We start from the raw sequence: 14913 nt of genomic DNA on the forward strand, positions 1-14913 counted from the left end.
ATCCAGCTCGTTTTTCTCTTCCATGTTAGCTGCGTTAAAGGTATTACTCAAGAACCTTTGACACAGTTAGTTTTACAGCCTCAAGTCAGCTAAACTTACTCTTGTGCCGGAGCCTGTACCTGTGTCAGGCCGAGTTTCGCTTTCAAGGCTGCCACATCGTCAGACGCTTTGCGGGCATCACTATTCTGCAGGGCTTTGTCGATCTCCTCATCTACTGAGCGGCTTTCGTTGGCAATCTCACCATAAGATTCTGCCAAGGCTTCCTCCACGGCTACTTTTTCCTTCATGCGCTCCAGCAATGTTACCGTGCTCGATGAGTCGATTTGGGCCAGCTGCTTATTGATTGTTTTGGTTGCGTTGCTCACCGTTACCCTGCTTTTAAGCGTCTTCAATTCGTTTTCCCACTTGCTGATGGCACCACGCAGGTTTTTCACACTGGCATCCAGCTGCGAAACCGACTGCTCAAACTTCTCTTTATCATCCTTCGCCTGTGCCGCTTGCTTCAGGTTCTCCTCTTTCTTCATCAATGTCTCGCCTGCCAAACGGTCTGCCTCCGATGCATCCAAGTCGCCTTTATGAGCTCGTTGTAACAGTTGCACTGCCTTGTTTTCATAATCTTTGGCTTTCTCCTGGTACTGCTCGGCATCATTGCGGGCACGTATGGCCATGGCTTTCACTTCGGCCAGGGCACGCAGGCTTTTCTCCAGGTCTTCTTTCATGTCGCGTATCCCCTGCTCGGTTAACTTAATCGGGTTTTCAAGCTGGTCTACAGCAGAGTGGGCTTCGGCCTGCCCTATTTTAAAGATGCGCTTAAATATGTTCATAGCTGTATTCAATTTGGTTTTTTGAGAATTTGATTAACTGATCAGAATATTCGCTCAGGAGCAGGGCCAGTGAGTTGAAAGTGGCTTCAATCTCACAGAGGTCCAACATTTCGATCTGCAGCGTGTCCCGGAAGATTACCTTTCTGCCTGTTTCATCGAGCACGAAGGCACCATGTATAATGTCGCGGTTCTTTTGCAGTAAACTGCGGTAGATAGCAGCAGAAGCCTGTTCCGGAAGCTCTAAAATGTATTGCTCCAGGATCAGGAGCGGATCCGCGCAGCCGATAACGAGGTTCTTTACGCCTAGGCTTTCTTTTTCTACTACAAACACACACTCCGTCTCATCTTCGTAGGTGATTTGAAAGTCCAGTTCGAGCAGGTAGCCCTTCACTTTAATAAAGTAGTTGTTTTCCATGGGTTAGACTTAAGATGTAAAAACTAGACGATAAACTGGCACCGCCAAATGCAGGAGCTCACACAAACTTTTACATAATTTAATCCGGTGCAATAGCGCCGGTATAGGATCAAGGAGCGAACGGAGTGTCTTTTGTGGTTAAGTCCCGCAGACAACTGAGAAAGAAAGTATAAAGCCTTTTTTATTCTTTGTGTTGAGCTAATGAGACGTAAATTAACAAACTTTATAGTTCATCCCCTATATAGATAAAAGTTTTATTACTTACCCCACCTGCTCATACTTATAGAACTATTGTGAAATATAAACAGTATTTTAGTCTGATTTAATGATGTAATTATATTAAAATAAATTTAAAGCTCAAAGTATTAGCAATTATATTTTTATTATGTCGTATATTGGAAAGAATATAAAGAAGATCCGCACGATCAAGAACCTGAGCCAGGCGGCATTCGCACAATTGTTCAATTTAGCCCGACCGAGCGTTGGTGCTTACGAAGAGGGTCGTTCAGAGCCAAAGATTGATACCTTAGTACAGATAGCAAAGCATTTTGGTGTTTCAATTGATGCCCTGCTTACCAAAGAACTCACTATAAACGAGCTCTACAGGTTTGATATATTCAAGCAGAACTACCAAAAAGGAGATGTTCTCATAAAAGTAGCAGAGCCAGAAGTTCCCGTTCGGCTACCCGGTGATGTCGCCTTGGTGAAAGCCTCGGAAGTTACTGCCTACGCGCACCAACACAACCAGGCAGAGTACCAGCAACAGTTGCCAAGACTCGAGTTAGTGGTGCCGACTGAAAAAGGTCATGTGCGCGCCTTCGAAGTGACCGGTTCCGAGATGGCGCCCACGCTACCCCCTGAAAGTACAGTGATCGCAACCTCCATGGACACAAGCCAACGGGAGAACCTCGTTCAGGGGCGGGTGTATGTAATGGTGACAAGGCAGGACATCCTTATCAGGAGGCTGTTAGCAGTTCAAGAGGCGCATCTTCTGCTAGTGGCTGAGCAGCCAGGTATTGCCGCTAACACCGTACCCATCGCACAACTGCAGGAGCTATGGGAAGTTCGGGGTGTATATAACACAAGCTTGCAGCAACCCCTATCCCTTGAGGAGCGTTTATCCATGCTGCAACAAGTAGTACAAAACTTAAATCAACGGGTAGAGGAGTTGGCCAAACGAGATTCCTAATATGGTTACTCTTACTGATAGAGAAAGCCTTTATTGCTAAAATAAAGGCTATACCGCTCTCACGTTAGTTTATGAAATATGGATTATCGTAAAAAAGGGTTAAGAGAGACAACCCCAACCTGAAAAGCATACCCCGTGAAGCACCTGAAGAAGTTTCTGGCCCGACTGCATACCTTTGAGCTCCACCTGATCCATAGGATAGTAGCTGTGGGTCCACTGGCAGGTCAGCTACGACCTCAGGCATGAGACGCATTATGACGAGGCCGCTGTTTTTGAAAGTGAGCTCAGGCTCCTCTCTGAGATGGCCGCACTCGATCTGCTTTCCCTCCACCACAGGCAGCTGCAAGTGGTCCTGGAGCAAATCACCGGGATAGAGGAGCGGTTCAGGGCCTTTTGGGTCAACTTCCACAACCATACCCTGGACCAGGGGCAGGTCTATCCGGCTGGTTACCTGCACCAGATGAACCTGCCTGCCCTGTTTGTCATGCATCACCTGCAGCCCGCCCATGCCAACGTAGAGGTTCGCGAGGAGCTGGTGGATGACCTAAGTGAGTCGGTCAAGCTACGGGAATCCTTGCTGGCCAAATTTATCCGGAGTGTAACGGCCCTGCTACCCGCCCCGGAGGAGCAGGATACGCTCCCGCTTGAACCCGCCCCTGCCAGGCCTGTTAGAGGTTATCCTCACTTTGTGCATGGGGTAACGGAGAAGCTCTTTGAAATCTTCAAGGGATATTTCACCCCGGAGGACCAGGAGCAGCTACTGCCCCTCCTGCAGGAGAACCAATCTCCTTCTTCTCCCCTGCTCTTTCACGGGAACGGTAACCAATTGGCCGACGCCTTCAAACAGCTCTACGAGGCCAACCTCCTCGTGGGCTGTCTGAAAGGGGAGCTCGAGGCATGGATATCGGCAAACTTTGCCTATGTGTACCGAAAGCAGCAAAGTCCCCTGCCGCCTAACTACCTGGCCGCCATCATCTCCTCCTACGCCAAGCCCTGCCAGTCTCCTATCCTGGACGTGCGAAAGCAGCCGGACGGCACTTACTCCGTCTTTCCCGTAGTCCGCACGCAGAAAAACTATACCATTCAGTAAGATACAGGCAGGATAGGGCGCAGCCTTCCTGCAACCCGCCCAAACAAGCCCCTACCATTGCAGCACAAACCAATAAAACGCTGTTATGGAAAACTTCACCTTTGAGCAACTTCCGCAGGCCATGCGCCTGCTGCATGAGAAAATGAGCCACCTGGGGCGCCTGCTGGAGGAGCGCGATCCCCAACAGGAGCAGGAGCTCATCTTCAACGTCAGCCAGGCCGCCGCCTTCCTTCATCGCCGGCAGCCCACCATCCAGGGAGACTATGTGGAGCTGTGGATTCCCTGGTCATCGGAGACACTTCGCCAGGACCCGCCGCGCAAGGAGGTAAAGAAGGTGCGCCGTTTTGACGGCTTCTGCTGCGTGCCCAGCCACCTGCACTACCAGAAGGCGGTGGGCAACTTCTACAACCTTTACCACCCGCTGCCCTGGCAGCCGGAGGAGGGGCCCTGTAAGCAGACGCTCTTCTAGCTCAGGCACATCTTCGGGGAGCAGTACGGGCAGTTCATCGTGCCGGACCTGATGCTCATCTATGGCAAGTACATCCAGCCCGAGTGGCGCACCTACCAGATGCTCCTGAACACCGAGGCGGCCCTGCACGGGGCGGTCAGGAAGGGGGACGGCAGAACCGGCCCCCGCGGCGGCTGGTGACAAAGAAAGGGGAAAAGCAGCTGATCGTGGACTACCACTCCAAGCGCAGGATGGCAGGGGTGGCGGTCGGCATCATCAAGGGCATTGCCGGCTATTTTCACGAAAGCGACCTGGTGGAAGTCACGCGTGTCACGCCCGCTGATGAGGAGCGGGTGCTGATTAGGGCGGACTTTCTACGGTGCTGAACTTTAGCTTGAGCCCGTTCCAAGGACGGCGGTGCTGCGCCGGCGTGGCAGCGGGCTTTGGGAAGCCGCTCATCGGAAACTGTAGACTCCCTGCTCCAGCCACCTGACGGCCTCCTCCCTGGTGGCAAAGTTGCGGAAGGCTATCGTCATCCTGCAACCCCTGACAAGACCTGCCAGGCGGGCCTCCCTTGCGGCGTCCGCGCTCTCCAGCCTGGCCACCTTCTCCACGGGGGAAGCGATGATGTCCCGGATGAACCGGGCCGTTACCTTCTCGTACTGCCCGTCGCTGATCCCCCCCGCTGTTTTCCTGGAGTCAACCAGCAGCCGCCTCACCCCAAAGTTGCGGATGTTGCCCACGATGTCCCCCAAGGCCAAGCTGATCTCATCCGCTTGGCAGGCGCGGATGTCCGGCCACTCCACGGTGAGCACGTCGGTGGCCGGGTTGTAGTCAAGGTTGACAAGTTCGCTGTGTATTCTCATGCAGCCCTTTTCTTAGATGTTCAAACTTTCAAATATAAGCGTTTAAACCTCCTCACCTGCAATTCTTTACGTTTAAATCCGTAGCCCCCGCCCTCGAAAGGCAGCCGTTGGAAATATAATACGGCAAGCCGGCTTGTGGCGCATGGAACAAAGCGGGCTTCCCTGCCTTTGGCTGCCCCACTAGCGGGGCGCATGCATTCGATACAGGTTGCACACGCTCAACGATGACAGCATGCACGGGTCAACCTTCCTGCTCGCCAAGGCGCAAGAGGAACCGCAGCGTCTGTGGCAGGTCAGCCAGGCTTTCCGCAACGCGGCCAATGACGTGCAGCGGAGCGACAACTGGCTCGGCGACTACTGCCGCCGCATGAAAGCAAGAGGCGGAACCCGGTATGCCATAGGTGCAACAGCGAACAAGGTTGCCACCAGCTATTACAGAATGGTATCTTGCCAGCAAGGGTTTAAACCTGTGGAACTGACTGCTCATCAGCAGAAGCACAAGCAGGACAAGCTTATTTACCTGGGGCGAAAGCTCTCTGAACTTAAAAAAGAAGCTGCTTAAAAGAAGTTATGTAGAAGTTAGCTGCTATTACTTCGGATCATACGAGTGGGCACCTTATTAAAATAAATGTATGAAAACACTATTAATATTATTTGTTTTATTGTCAGGGATGATGCTTTTAGACCGAACTGAATCTTCCTCGCAAAAGATTTTTGACGTACACCTTCATGGCAGTGAGGGCCCTTCATCACAGGTTCTTGCACTACAAGAGGCTGGTGTTTACAAAGCTGCAATTAGTACCTCATGGGACTTACAAAATAGATACAGAGACTTTTCTAATATCAGCTTGCTGTATGGACTGATGTTCCCCTGTGCAAATGGGAAAGTACCATACAGCTTGCAAAGCTGTTTTGAAACAGGTGAAGAGTGGCCTTCCATTAGCTGGGTAGAACAACAAATTATGGAAAAGAGGATCGACTACTTCGGTGAGATTTTAAATCAATATTATGGAATTTCGCCTTCTGATTCTTCACTGTATCCTTATTATACCTTGGCACTGAAATATAATTTACCTGTAGGGATTCATACGGGTGGTGCAGGACCAGATCATGGCAGTCCAAACTTTGAAATGGAAATGGGAAACCCTTTGTTATTGAAACCACTGTTGTCTCGCTTTCCAAAGCTAAAAGTTTGGATTATGCACAGCGGAGATCAGTATTATAAAGAAGCGATCAGTATTATGAAAGATAATGAACTGGTCTATACTGATATCTCCGTTATTTCTAACCCAGATATGGTGCCTCCAGAGAAGTTTTCTACAATAATGAAAGCATCTATAGACGCAGGGCTTGAAGATCGTCTCATGTTTGGTACAGACAATGGGGATATAATCAAAGTGATGAACGCTGTGGAATCAATTGATTTTTTGTCAAAAGCTCAAAAAAGAAAGTTGTATCATCAGAACGCTGAACGATTCTTCAGGAAATCGGAGAAGAGCTAAATCATTAGAAGGCAGTAGCTAACAATGCACATACCCTATGACAGGTGAACTGCTTCATACAAGGTTTTCGGCTCTTAGCAAAGGTCGGCTCGTGTGGATATTGAAGTGCTTCAAAACCGCCACAAGCCATATGCGAGGCCCTTATGCACAAAAAACAAATGGACGCACTAACAAAATTAGGCCTTTCGAAAGGCACGAAATTACTGATTATCCATGCTGATGATGCGGGCTTGTCTCATGCAGAAAATTCAGCTACAATTGCAGCCCTTAAAGCTGGCACTGTTAATTCCTACAGTATCATGACCACATGCCCTTGGTTTAAGGAGGTAGCTGATTTTGCTTTAGAAAAAGATGAGTTCGATTATGGGGTTCATTTAACCCTGACTTGTGAGTGGAAGAACTATAAATGGGGACCGATTTTGTCTAAAACGGAAGTCCCCAGTCTGGTAAATTCGCAAGGGAATTTTTATAGCAGTAGAGATGACTTTAAGAAACATGCTACTGCTGAAGATGTTAAGAGAGAGCTCCATGCTCAGATCGAGAAGGCATATGATTTGGGTTTAAACCCAACACATTTAGATTCTCATATGTACACCTTAGGATTGAAGAGTGAGTTCTTAGAAGCTTATAAAGAGATTGGGGCTGAATATAAATTACCTGTATTTTTAAACAGGCAACTAATAGAAGATTGTGGCTTGAATGCTGATCAATGTTTGAATGAAAGGGATTTCGTCATAGATAACGTTGTCTTAGGCGATTATGAAGTTTTCAAGAATGGTGGGCTTTACGATTTTTATGATTCATCGCTCGACAAACTAGTAGAAGGGGTCAACATTGTTTTAATTCATCCCGCTTTTGATACTCAGGAAATGCAAGGAGTTACTATTGAGCATCCAAATTTCGGATCTGAGTGGAGACAGATTGATTATGACTATTTTACAAGTCAGAAGTGTAAGCAAAAGATCATAGACAATGGGATTCAACTAATAACATGGAAAGAAATTAAAAGTGTATTGTACTGACCTATAAAACAAAAAAACAGTGCATAACAACAGAATAAAACAAGGCTGTAACAGCTTTCTGCCGATCAATTACAAAACCGATACTTTGCGTCCATAGAGAAAGCCCCTGCTTTCTTCAATGGACGTTACCTCGCTTTACAGTCGGTCGTGGTAAACAGAACTACCGCTATAGAACAAGGAAGGCTTCCCGGGATGAGGAGCCTTTTTCTTGTTTGCTGCCCAGCTACAGCCATGAGTGCACATTCCCCAATCCATTTGTTTAAAATTGGGTCAAGCTGTAGCAATGCCCGTTTCTGTAGTGCTCTTCCTTCGATAACCTCCGACCGAAGCAGACTTTTTTCTTGGCTTTCCCTTTTTGTTCCACCATACCAGGAAGCCTGTTATAGGCAGGCTGGCACAGATCAAGCTTACAAAAAAGGCCAGTATTTTACCCGGCAGCCCCCACACGGCCCCGATGTGGATGTCATAGTTGAGCATAACCAACTGGTCCGCGAGGTCTGCCTCCGAGTACCGATCCCCCTTCACACGATAAGGCTCCAGGGTATATTGGTCATAGTAATACTCATTGCGGTTATACCAGGAGCCGTGGTCCTGATACGCTATTATCTCAATCGCATCTTCCCTGTCATGCAGTTCAGGCGTCATATAAAACCCTTGCGCATCCGGTTCCTGGGCCAAGGTTTTGAACCATGCCTTGTCAAGCGCGGAAACAGTGCCGTTGGCAAGCAGGCCTGCCTTCGAAATGTCTGAATGCGGGTGATGGTGCCCTGCCTTGGCCTCACCACCTGAAGTTATATAGTAAAGGGAGTTGCCAAACCACTCAAAGCTCCAGACCAGCCCCGTGACCGCCAGCACAAAAGCCAAAAGCAGGCTATAAAAGCCTAAAATATTGTGCAGGTCATAGTTCACCCGCTTAAAGCTGCCGTTCCACTTGATCCGGAAGCTCCTACTCATGTTGGCCTTGTTCCACTTCTTTGGCCACCACATCACAAGGCCCGTCACGAGCAGCACAACAAAAATCAGCGTACCCACCCCTACTATCGGGCGGCCTATCTTATATGGTAGCCAGAGCGCGCGGTGGCCGTCTATGATGAAACGGAAAAAGTCAAACTCGCTTTCCCCTTTCGACTGCTGCTTTTTCAAGAATTCTCCAGTATAAGGATTCAGGAAAACAGCCGTAAAACCATGCTCCCCCTCTTCAGAGCCCTCATACCCTACGGCGGCGGCGCCTTCTGCATTGCTGTAGGTAAGCCCGGTGGGTGTGGCGTCCGGCATATAAACCCGGGCCGTGTCCAGCAGTTGGCTCGGCGGCACAAATGGCTTGTCCTGCACCTCTACGAAGCGCCATGGTTCCAGGGCATCCTTTATTTCCTGCTGAAAAGCATAGAAACAACCCGTGATGCTGACAATGAACACCACGATCCCGGAGGCAAGGCCCAGCCAAAGGTGCAGCCAGTCGTTGGCTCTCCTGAAAGCGCTCTTGCTGCTATGCTTCTTGCTTTTCATCTTTAACTGAAACGTAGTTGGTAAAGGAAACAGCACCGGCCCCACCATGGGTGGACGGAGCCGGTGTTTTTATATTTCCGGGTGCTAAAGCTTGGAGATTCCTGCCACAAAGTTGGCCTGCACTTCAGCGCCTTTCGTGGCGGTATGGTTCTCAGTGTCTATCCTGTACACATAAATGCCATTGCCTTCCGGGATGGCCATATAGACATAGTTCCCCTCATGCAAAGCCGCCAGCCTGCGGCCGTTTCCCGCGTGCTCGGGCATTCCCTCGATGTATGTGACCGTGTTGTCATACAGGTCAATGATAGCCGATTTCAAGGGGCTGTCAGTCCAACGGGCCTGCTGCTCGCTGTCCGCCGTGTTTATCTCGGCAAACGCTTTTCCATTACCCAGGTACATCAGGTGCGCTATGGTTTTACCGCCAGTGGCTTCCTCCACATCAAAAAAGTAAGATGGATCGAATGCTGTCTCACCGCTTTTGATGCGCAGGATGCCGCCCTCCTTGGTCGTCTGGCTGTACCCGTTGGCCGGGTTGGAGTGCGACAGGGCGTAGACATCTCCTTTTTCGTCTTTTGTCAAACCTGATTTTGTGTTAAACCCGCCAATCGGACCCGTGCGGTCGTCCTCGATCACCTTCTGGAACTCCAACTCCGGGTAAGAGTAAACCGCGATCTGCGCCTTGTCGGTGTAAGGAGTCGCAAAGGTCGTCGGGTCGCTGATGTAATAGCTCAGGAAGAGGTGGTTGCCGCTGATGGCCATGCCGGAATAAGACGGAGCCTCGAGGTCCGTTATGTCTGAAACCGGATGCTGCTTGGTACTGGCCACCGTCACCGTGTTGGCGTTGATGGTATGAAACTTTACCATATCCGAAGCAGACGACAGTTCCAGCGCCACAAGCGTGTTGTCATCCGCCTTCACAATGTCGGAAAGGCTGTTGGTAAAAGAAACGTTGCCCAGTTGGGTTAACTCCCCCGCCGCATTTTTGGTGATGCCCACCACATTCACGTCATCCAGCCCGCCTATGCTGTAAAGGGTATTGTCTATCTGTGTAAAGTCATAGTAGCCCGGCTGCTCAATACCCTGCCCCACGGCAGAAAGGGAGCCGGTCATGACGTCATCAAACGGCACGGTATAGTATGTGAAGCCGCCATCGCTCCCCTGTACGGCAAGCGAAACGACAAACTGGCTATCCTGTGCAACAGGATCAGGTTCATTTTGCTTGTCGTCGTCACAGGATGTGAATAATAGCGTTGCAAAAAGGCTCAGAACGGGCAGTGCCAGTCGTCTTGTGATATTCGGTAAAGTCATACGAATTGCTTTGATTTTAATTTGTAATAGTTAAAGGACGTACCTGAGTTTCAGGTAAAAGGCACGCCCCGGTTTCTGCAGATAATATTTATCGTAAAGCCGCGCATCGGTCAGGTTGCGGCATTCAGCGGAGATGTTATACTTCCCCTGCTTTAAGCTCAGGGAGAGTTCCAGGTTATGAGCCGACTGGCTGGGGATAACCTTCTTTCTGTCTTTGGAGCCAAGCTCCGCCCAGCTCAGGAAATACTGCTCTACATAGTTGTAGTAGTAGTTGATGCCCCAGACAGACTCATTCAGGAGGATGTTTCTGAGTGTGAGCCCGGCTGTCGCGTTACCGAACAGGTAAGGGATGTTCGGCAAGCGGTACCCCTTTTGGTAATTTGTCTGGTAGCCGGTGCTGGTGTAGGACTCATTATAGACAAAATCAGCCTCATCGGTGACGTCCTGGAAGGTAAAGCCCCCGCCCAGGCGCAGGGTTTCTCTCCAGGAGTACCGAAGGCTTCCCTCCACACCCACGGTTCGTGTGTCGCTCAGGTTGTCGTAATAAGTCTCCGGGCTGGCTACCCTCACTACCTGGTAGATAAGGTCTTTTGAATCCCGGTAGATAAAGCTGCTCTCCAGGTTAAACTCATGGCCCCCGCCGAGCTTGAACCCATAGGCTGCCCCGGCATTCAGGTTATCGCTTTGCTCCGGCCCCAGGTCAGGGTTGGGCTGAATGAACAACCCGTCGCCGAAAATCTCCGTGGCCCAGGGCATCCGGTAAGTGTGTTCGTACGAGGCTTTGACCTGAAGGCCGGGGAGCAGGAAGTAAGAGCTCGCCAGGCCATAGCCCATGCTTTGTTTGCTGGTTTCCAGCGCCTCTACCCGCTGCGTCTCCTTTGCAAAGTCATACAGCTTGCTGGTCTCTGCCCTGAGGCGGTAAAACTTGCCGAAAAGCGTGGTGCTCCACTTGTCCGAAGGGTCAATTTTATAGGCAAGCCCCAGCACCTGCTTGTTCAGTGCCTTCGGGAACCGGTTCTCGATTCTGTCTGGGTTCTCCGAGTCGAAGATCTCCCGGTTGAAGTAGGACAAGGAGTAATTGAGGGCCAGTGAATGTACTGGATTCAAGGCATAGCCAGCATTGAATTGGCTGTTGAAGTCATCATCATCCAGGGTGGCGTGCGTCCGGGACAGTTCACCGTCCCTGGAACCAGGTATATAGGTGGGCTCTCCCAGCCAATTGTAGGTAACCCCGCTCAGCGTATCAACCACTTCACTCTTCGAGTAGTTGTAGGCGCTGTACAGGCTGATGTTCAATCCCTCTACAAACAGGTTATCCTTGCTGTACTTCAGCGTTGGCACCACAGATCGGCTGTTTTGGGTGATGCCGCCATATACACTGCTCATGGTGGCCCCCGTCTGCACCTGCTTGTCGTTGCCGGACGCGATGACACCCAGCAGGAGGTTGTCGGCAAATTTCCGATCTGTCCAGCCTGTCTCCAGCATCAGGGTGCCGGAGCTATAGCGGTCGTGGAACCGCTCCACCTCTGCTGTATCGACAATGTTGTTCCCCTCTTTGATCGGCACCCAGACCTTGTAGTTATTGTCAGAGTAGTTGTAGTTGACGTTCCCCCGGAAGGTGAAGCCGCTGGAGGGATTTGTGTAGGCCCCGTTGAGCGACAGGCGGTGCGTGTTGAATGACCCAACCGAATAGGAGGCGTCGAGGAACCTGCTCTTTTTGTTTGTGATGATGTTAACCGCCCCGCCCAGGGCATCGGTGCCCAGCCATACCGGTACCACCCCTTTATACACCTCTATTCTTTCGATGGTGTTAACAGGTATGTCACTAAGCTGCAGGGATGAGGCAAAGTTGTCCATCGGGATGCCGTCCAGGAAAAACTTCACCTGGTCTCCCGTAAAACCGTTCAGCGTAAAGCTTGCATTGGAGCCTAGCCCCCCTTCTTCCAGCACTTTCACGCCAGACACACGGTTCAGCACCTCCTTTGCGTCTGAGGTGCTGTTCAGGATTTCTTTGGTGGAGACGGCGGTGACGGCATAGGGCTGCTCGTTCACCTGGCGGGTGGCGGACTTACCGATTACCTCCACACCTTCTACTTCAAAAGACTTCTGCAGAAGGCTAAAGTTGACCTCTACCTGCTGCGAAGGCTCTAGCTGGATAGTCTTCTCCTGTGCCTCGTACCCCAAATAACTGGCTACCAGCACATGGCTGCCAGGTGAGATGACTAGGAACTCAAAACGGCCCTTTGCGTCTGTCATGGTGGCCGTGTTTGACTCTCGGAGCACCACCGTAACACCAGCCAACGCTTCCCCTGACGACGCGCTCACTTTCCCGGATATACTTGCCTTCTCCAAGCTCTGCCCCCAGACCGCCCCGCTGAGACAGACGAGCGCCAGAAAGACGAAAAGCGCCTTGATGTTTTTTTCTTGCTGAAGCAAAGCCAGTTGCTATTTAGATTGATTTTAAATTGTCACAAATATAGAAGATTAATAGAAAGGAGGAAAAATTATTTAGATCAATTATAAATAAAGCCATAGATTGTACCATAGAGATACTGACAATTTGCTGAAGAGACGCTTTCATAGATAAGCCATAGGGATTGTGCAGTGAGCAGTTTCCATAGCGTCTGATGGCTCAATATCTAGAACCTGACAGAGGCAAGGAGAAGCAGACCCCACAATAAGTGCCTGTCTTCTATTCAGGAAGCGGGCATCTGGGTTTCAAAAGAAACTTTATCCTGTTTAGGCGGCTTTTAGGGTAAAGGCGCTTTCCCGCTGTTGCTATATACATGCCCTTTGGTACTGAGAGCATCAATAGGCTTATCCATAACGTCCATAACAGCTTTTATGATAAGCAGCACGCACTGGAGCGGTGGAAAGTGCCAGGCCAAGGCTTCCTGCCCGTGTCTGCTCCCTGAAGCCGTGCCGGTGAGCGCGCGCCAAGGGCGTTTTATTCGTCTGCATACACTTATATTGGTATATGGATTTTTTTCTTTGGTCTGCCTCCCTCATAGCGACCGCCCTCCTCTGCTGGCTGTGCTGGCAACTGGCGGCGGACGAAGACAAGCCATAGGGCTTGCCGGCTTATATGCCTAAGCTTCTGGCTTGCTGTTTCTCTTCCCTTTTGTGCTCCTCCTGTTTTGGTTGCCGGTGCGGGAACGGGCATGTATATGCTTGAGACAATGAAGGTGGGATACCATCTCCCCTACAGGCGCCATGGCAAATGATGAACGCAACTGATGAACGGGAAGCAACGTCACACCCAGTGCCTTCGAACAACCCGTTCCACACAGTAGGACCACTCTGGCAGGCTTTGCCAAGCAGGGAAAGAGGTGCTAAAACGCGAAAAGGGCCTTCTCTGCACGCCCGCGTGACCGAATCATGCTAACCCAGCCATGCTCCACATGCTGACCCTGGCACCGACATGGCATGGTGCAGGTATTGCCTCGGCCCTGGCTTCCTCTTTTCCCCTATATATCCACGCTTTGTGCGCGGTGGTTCGCTCTGGAAAAGTGTCTGGATAGTAAAAATAATTAAACTTAAATTGTTGCTTTATAGCACGGTGCCCTCTTCCTTTGCTGCATGATAACAATAGGTGCATCTTTTTTGAGGAAGCTGTCTGCCCTGCTGGCAATTCTGCTGTGTGCTGTGCTGACTTTCGCCCTGCCCGTTGTTACCAATCCTGCACCCTCCAAGGTTGCAAAGCAAACACTTAGCGTTGCTGATGATGCATCCTTTGTACTCACCGCCGGCGAAGTATCGTCAGGTGACACCAAAGGCGTGCTGCAACTGGACAATGTGCTGCTTAGCCGGCTGTTTCGGACCCTGCTCCAACAGGTTTACCCGCAATCTGCCATTTCCCCCGCTGTTCCGGCTTTTTACGCCTTCTCCAGGACAGACCACCTGCACACGATCCTGACAAAAGGCCCTTAAGCCCCTTTATTATTTCAAAGCACAGCGCATGTGTTCTTTAACCTAAAGAACGCATGCGCTTAACTGTTTTTGTTTTTCCTGTCCTTAAACGGGTTGCAAGCATGGAGCTGATACAGCAACTGATTGATTTTATATTGCATATTGATTTATATCTGGTGGACCTGCTGCGGGAATATAAAACCTGGATATACCTGATTTTATTCCTCATCATCTTTTGTGAAACGGGGTTGGTGGTGACGCCTTTTCTGCCCGGCGACTCACTACTGTTTGCCCTGGGCGCGCTGGCGGCCATCCCGTCATCGGGTCTGAGCGTCGTGCTGCTGGTGCTGCTGCTCTGTATTGCGGCGGTGCTGGGCGACTCCTTCAACTACTACACGGGCAACAGGCTTGGCGGCAGGCTCTACGACAAGGACTATTGGTTCCTGAGGCAGGCCCATTTGCAGCAGGCAGAGGTGTTTTACGAACGCTACGGCGGGCGCACCATCATCTATGCCCGCTTCATCCCGATCGTGCGCACGTTCGCTCCCTTTGTGGCCGGCATGGGCAACATGGACTATAAAAGGTTCCTGTTTTTCAATGTAATAGGCGCGGTGCTGTGGGTGGTGTTCTTCATCCTGATTGGGTACTCGTTTGGCAACCTGCCGGTGGTAAGGAAGAACTTTTCGCTGCTCGTGCTGGGCATCATCGGCATATCGCTGCTCCCGCCCGTGATTACGTTGCTCAGGCAGCGCATAAGCACCAGGAAACAGCTTTAGCTCCTTCTGCCTCCCCCTGGTACAGACGGCTTTAAAAAAACATAATATTGGTAACTGG

16 protein-coding genes are annotated in these 14913 nt (G+C 50.5%); 10 read left to right on the top strand and 6 right to left on the bottom strand.

Annotation, left to right across the window (positions count from 1 at the left end):
• Positions 1 to 95: 95 nt before the first annotated feature.
• Positions 96 to 824, bottom strand: a complete 729-nt coding sequence (locus ABD920_RS09370) for a PspA/IM30 family protein (RefSeq protein ID WP_345158525.1) — start codon at positions 822 to 824, stop codon at positions 96 to 98.
• Positions 811 to 1239, bottom strand: a complete 429-nt coding sequence (locus ABD920_RS09375) for a YbjN domain-containing protein (protein ID WP_345158527.1) — start codon at positions 1237 to 1239, stop codon at positions 811 to 813. The genes ABD920_RS09370 and ABD920_RS09375 overlap by 14 nt, the downstream gene beginning before the upstream one ends.
• A 385-nt stretch (positions 1240 to 1624) precedes the next feature.
• Between ABD920_RS09375 and ABD920_RS09380 the strand changes: the two genes are divergently transcribed.
• The 5 genes from ABD920_RS09380 to ABD920_RS09400 all read left to right on the top strand — a co-directional run bounded on the left by ABD920_RS09380 (position 1625) and on the right by ABD920_RS09400 (position 4352).
• Positions 1625 to 2428 carry a helix-turn-helix domain-containing protein gene (locus ABD920_RS09380; protein ID WP_345158528.1) on the top strand — a complete coding sequence of 268 codons (804 nt, stop codon included), beginning with the start codon at positions 1625 to 1627 and terminating at the stop codon, positions 2426 to 2428.
• Between the two features lie 301 nt (positions 2429 to 2729).
• A complete protein-coding gene (locus ABD920_RS09385) occupies positions 2730 to 3518 on the top strand; it encodes a hypothetical protein (protein WP_345158529.1) in 789 nt (262 codons plus the stop codon).
• Between the two features lie 85 nt (positions 3519 to 3603).
• Complete coding sequence (locus ABD920_RS09390) at positions 3604 to 3987, top strand: hypothetical protein (protein ID WP_345158530.1); 384 nt, start codon at positions 3604 to 3606, stop codon at positions 3985 to 3987.
• Between the two features lie 39 nt (positions 3988 to 4026).
• Positions 4027 to 4167: a hypothetical protein gene (locus tag ABD920_RS09395; RefSeq protein WP_345158531.1), complete on the top strand. Its 141-nt coding sequence runs from the start codon at positions 4027 to 4029 to the stop codon at positions 4165 to 4167.
• The gene (locus ABD920_RS09400; protein ID WP_345158533.1) at positions 4164 to 4352 is read left to right on the top strand and encodes a heme NO-binding domain-containing protein; all 189 of its coding nucleotides are present in this window, start codon (positions 4164 to 4166) and stop codon (positions 4350 to 4352) included. Before ABD920_RS09395 ends, ABD920_RS09400 begins: the two co-directional genes overlap by 4 nt.
• 69 nt (positions 4353 to 4421) lie before the next feature.
• Here ABD920_RS09400 and ABD920_RS09405 read toward each other — a convergent pair whose 3' ends face one another.
• Positions 4422 to 4832 carry a hypothetical protein gene (locus ABD920_RS09405; RefSeq protein ID WP_345158535.1) on the bottom strand — a complete coding sequence of 137 codons (411 nt, stop codon included), beginning with the start codon at positions 4830 to 4832 and terminating at the stop codon, positions 4422 to 4424.
• A 232-nt stretch (positions 4833 to 5064) separates the two neighbouring features.
• On the opposite strand from ABD920_RS09405, the gene ABD920_RS09410 reads away from it, so the two are divergent.
• The 3 genes from ABD920_RS09410 (at position 5065) to ABD920_RS09420 (ending at position 7356) form a co-directional block, all read left to right on the top strand.
• A complete protein-coding gene (locus ABD920_RS09410) occupies positions 5065 to 5394 on the top strand; it encodes a hypothetical protein (RefSeq protein WP_345158536.1) in 330 nt (109 codons plus the stop codon).
• A gap of 70 nt (positions 5395 to 5464) precedes the next feature.
• Positions 5465 to 6334 (top strand): amidohydrolase family protein, encoded by an 870-nt coding sequence (locus ABD920_RS09415; RefSeq protein WP_345158537.1) that lies wholly within the window; start codon positions 5465 to 5467, stop codon positions 6332 to 6334.
• Between the two features lie 158 nt (positions 6335 to 6492).
• Positions 6493 to 7356, top strand: coding sequence for a polysaccharide deacetylase family protein (locus ABD920_RS09420; protein ID WP_345158539.1), 864 nt, complete (start codon positions 6493 to 6495; stop codon positions 7354 to 7356).
• A 270-nt stretch (positions 7357 to 7626) separates the two neighbouring features.
• Here ABD920_RS09420 and ABD920_RS09425 read toward each other — a convergent pair whose 3' ends face one another.
• The 3 genes from ABD920_RS09425 to ABD920_RS09435 form a co-directional block, all read right to left on the bottom strand.
• Positions 7627 to 8862: a PepSY-associated TM helix domain-containing protein gene (locus ABD920_RS09425; RefSeq protein WP_345158540.1), complete on the bottom strand. Its 1236-nt coding sequence runs from the start codon at positions 8860 to 8862 to the stop codon at positions 7627 to 7629.
• 84 nt (positions 8863 to 8946) lie between these two features.
• Positions 8947 to 10170 carry a DUF4374 domain-containing protein gene (locus ABD920_RS09430; protein ID WP_345158541.1) on the bottom strand — a complete coding sequence of 408 codons (1224 nt, stop codon included), beginning with the start codon at positions 10168 to 10170 and terminating at the stop codon, positions 8947 to 8949.
• A gap of 30 nt (positions 10171 to 10200) precedes the next feature.
• Complete coding sequence (locus tag ABD920_RS09435; protein WP_345158543.1) at positions 10201 to 12606, bottom strand: TonB-dependent receptor; 2406 nt, start codon at positions 12604 to 12606, stop codon at positions 10201 to 10203.
• A 1167-nt stretch (positions 12607 to 13773) separates the two neighbouring features.
• On the opposite strand from ABD920_RS09435, the gene ABD920_RS09440 reads away from it, so the two are divergent.
• Together ABD920_RS09440 and ABD920_RS09445 are read left to right on the top strand one after the other, a co-directional pair.
• Positions 13774 to 14100, top strand: a complete 327-nt coding sequence (locus tag ABD920_RS09440) for a hypothetical protein (protein ID WP_345158545.1) — start codon at positions 13774 to 13776, stop codon at positions 14098 to 14100.
• Positions 14101 to 14201: 101 nt separating this feature from the next.
• Positions 14202 to 14855: a DedA family protein gene (locus ABD920_RS09445; RefSeq protein ID WP_345158547.1), complete on the top strand. Its 654-nt coding sequence runs from the start codon at positions 14202 to 14204 to the stop codon at positions 14853 to 14855.
• Positions 14856 to 14913: the final 58 nt, after the last annotated feature.

It is taken from the genome of Pontibacter saemangeumensis (assembly GCF_039541895.1).
In the GTDB taxonomy this organism is placed as follows: domain Bacteria; phylum Bacteroidota; class Bacteroidia; order Cytophagales; family Hymenobacteraceae; genus Pontibacter; species Pontibacter saemangeumensis.

Coding starts and splice junctions, on each gene's coding strand:
- ABD920_RS09370 (WP_345158525.1), bottom strand. CDS start 824: ATGAACATATTTAAGCGCATCTTTAAAATAGGGCAGGCCGAAGCCCAC.
- ABD920_RS09375 (WP_345158527.1), bottom strand. CDS start 1,239: ATGGAAAACAACTACTTTATTAAAGTGAAGGGCTACCTGCTCGAACTG.
- ABD920_RS09380 (WP_345158528.1), top strand. CDS start 1,625: ATGTCGTATATTGGAAAGAATATAAAGAAGATCCGCACGATCAAGAAC.
- ABD920_RS09385 (WP_345158529.1), top strand. CDS start 2,730: ATGGCCGCACTCGATCTGCTTTCCCTCCACCACAGGCAGCTGCAAGTG.
- ABD920_RS09390 (WP_345158530.1), top strand. CDS start 3,604: ATGGAAAACTTCACCTTTGAGCAACTTCCGCAGGCCATGCGCCTGCTG.
- ABD920_RS09405 (WP_345158535.1), bottom strand. CDS start 4,832: ATGAGAATACACAGCGAACTTGTCAACCTTGACTACAACCCGGCCACC.
- ABD920_RS09410 (WP_345158536.1), top strand. CDS start 5,065: ATGCACGGGTCAACCTTCCTGCTCGCCAAGGCGCAAGAGGAACCGCAG.
- ABD920_RS09415 (WP_345158537.1), top strand. CDS start 5,465: ATGAAAACACTATTAATATTATTTGTTTTATTGTCAGGGATGATGCTT.
- ABD920_RS09420 (WP_345158539.1), top strand. CDS start 6,493: ATGGACGCACTAACAAAATTAGGCCTTTCGAAAGGCACGAAATTACTG.
- ABD920_RS09425 (WP_345158540.1), bottom strand. CDS start 8,862: ATGAAAAGCAAGAAGCATAGCAGCAAGAGCGCTTTCAGGAGAGCCAAC.
- ABD920_RS09430 (WP_345158541.1), bottom strand. CDS start 10,170: ATGACTTTACCGAATATCACAAGACGACTGGCACTGCCCGTTCTGAGC.
- ABD920_RS09445 (WP_345158547.1), top strand. CDS start 14,202: ATGGAGCTGATACAGCAACTGATTGATTTTATATTGCATATTGATTTA.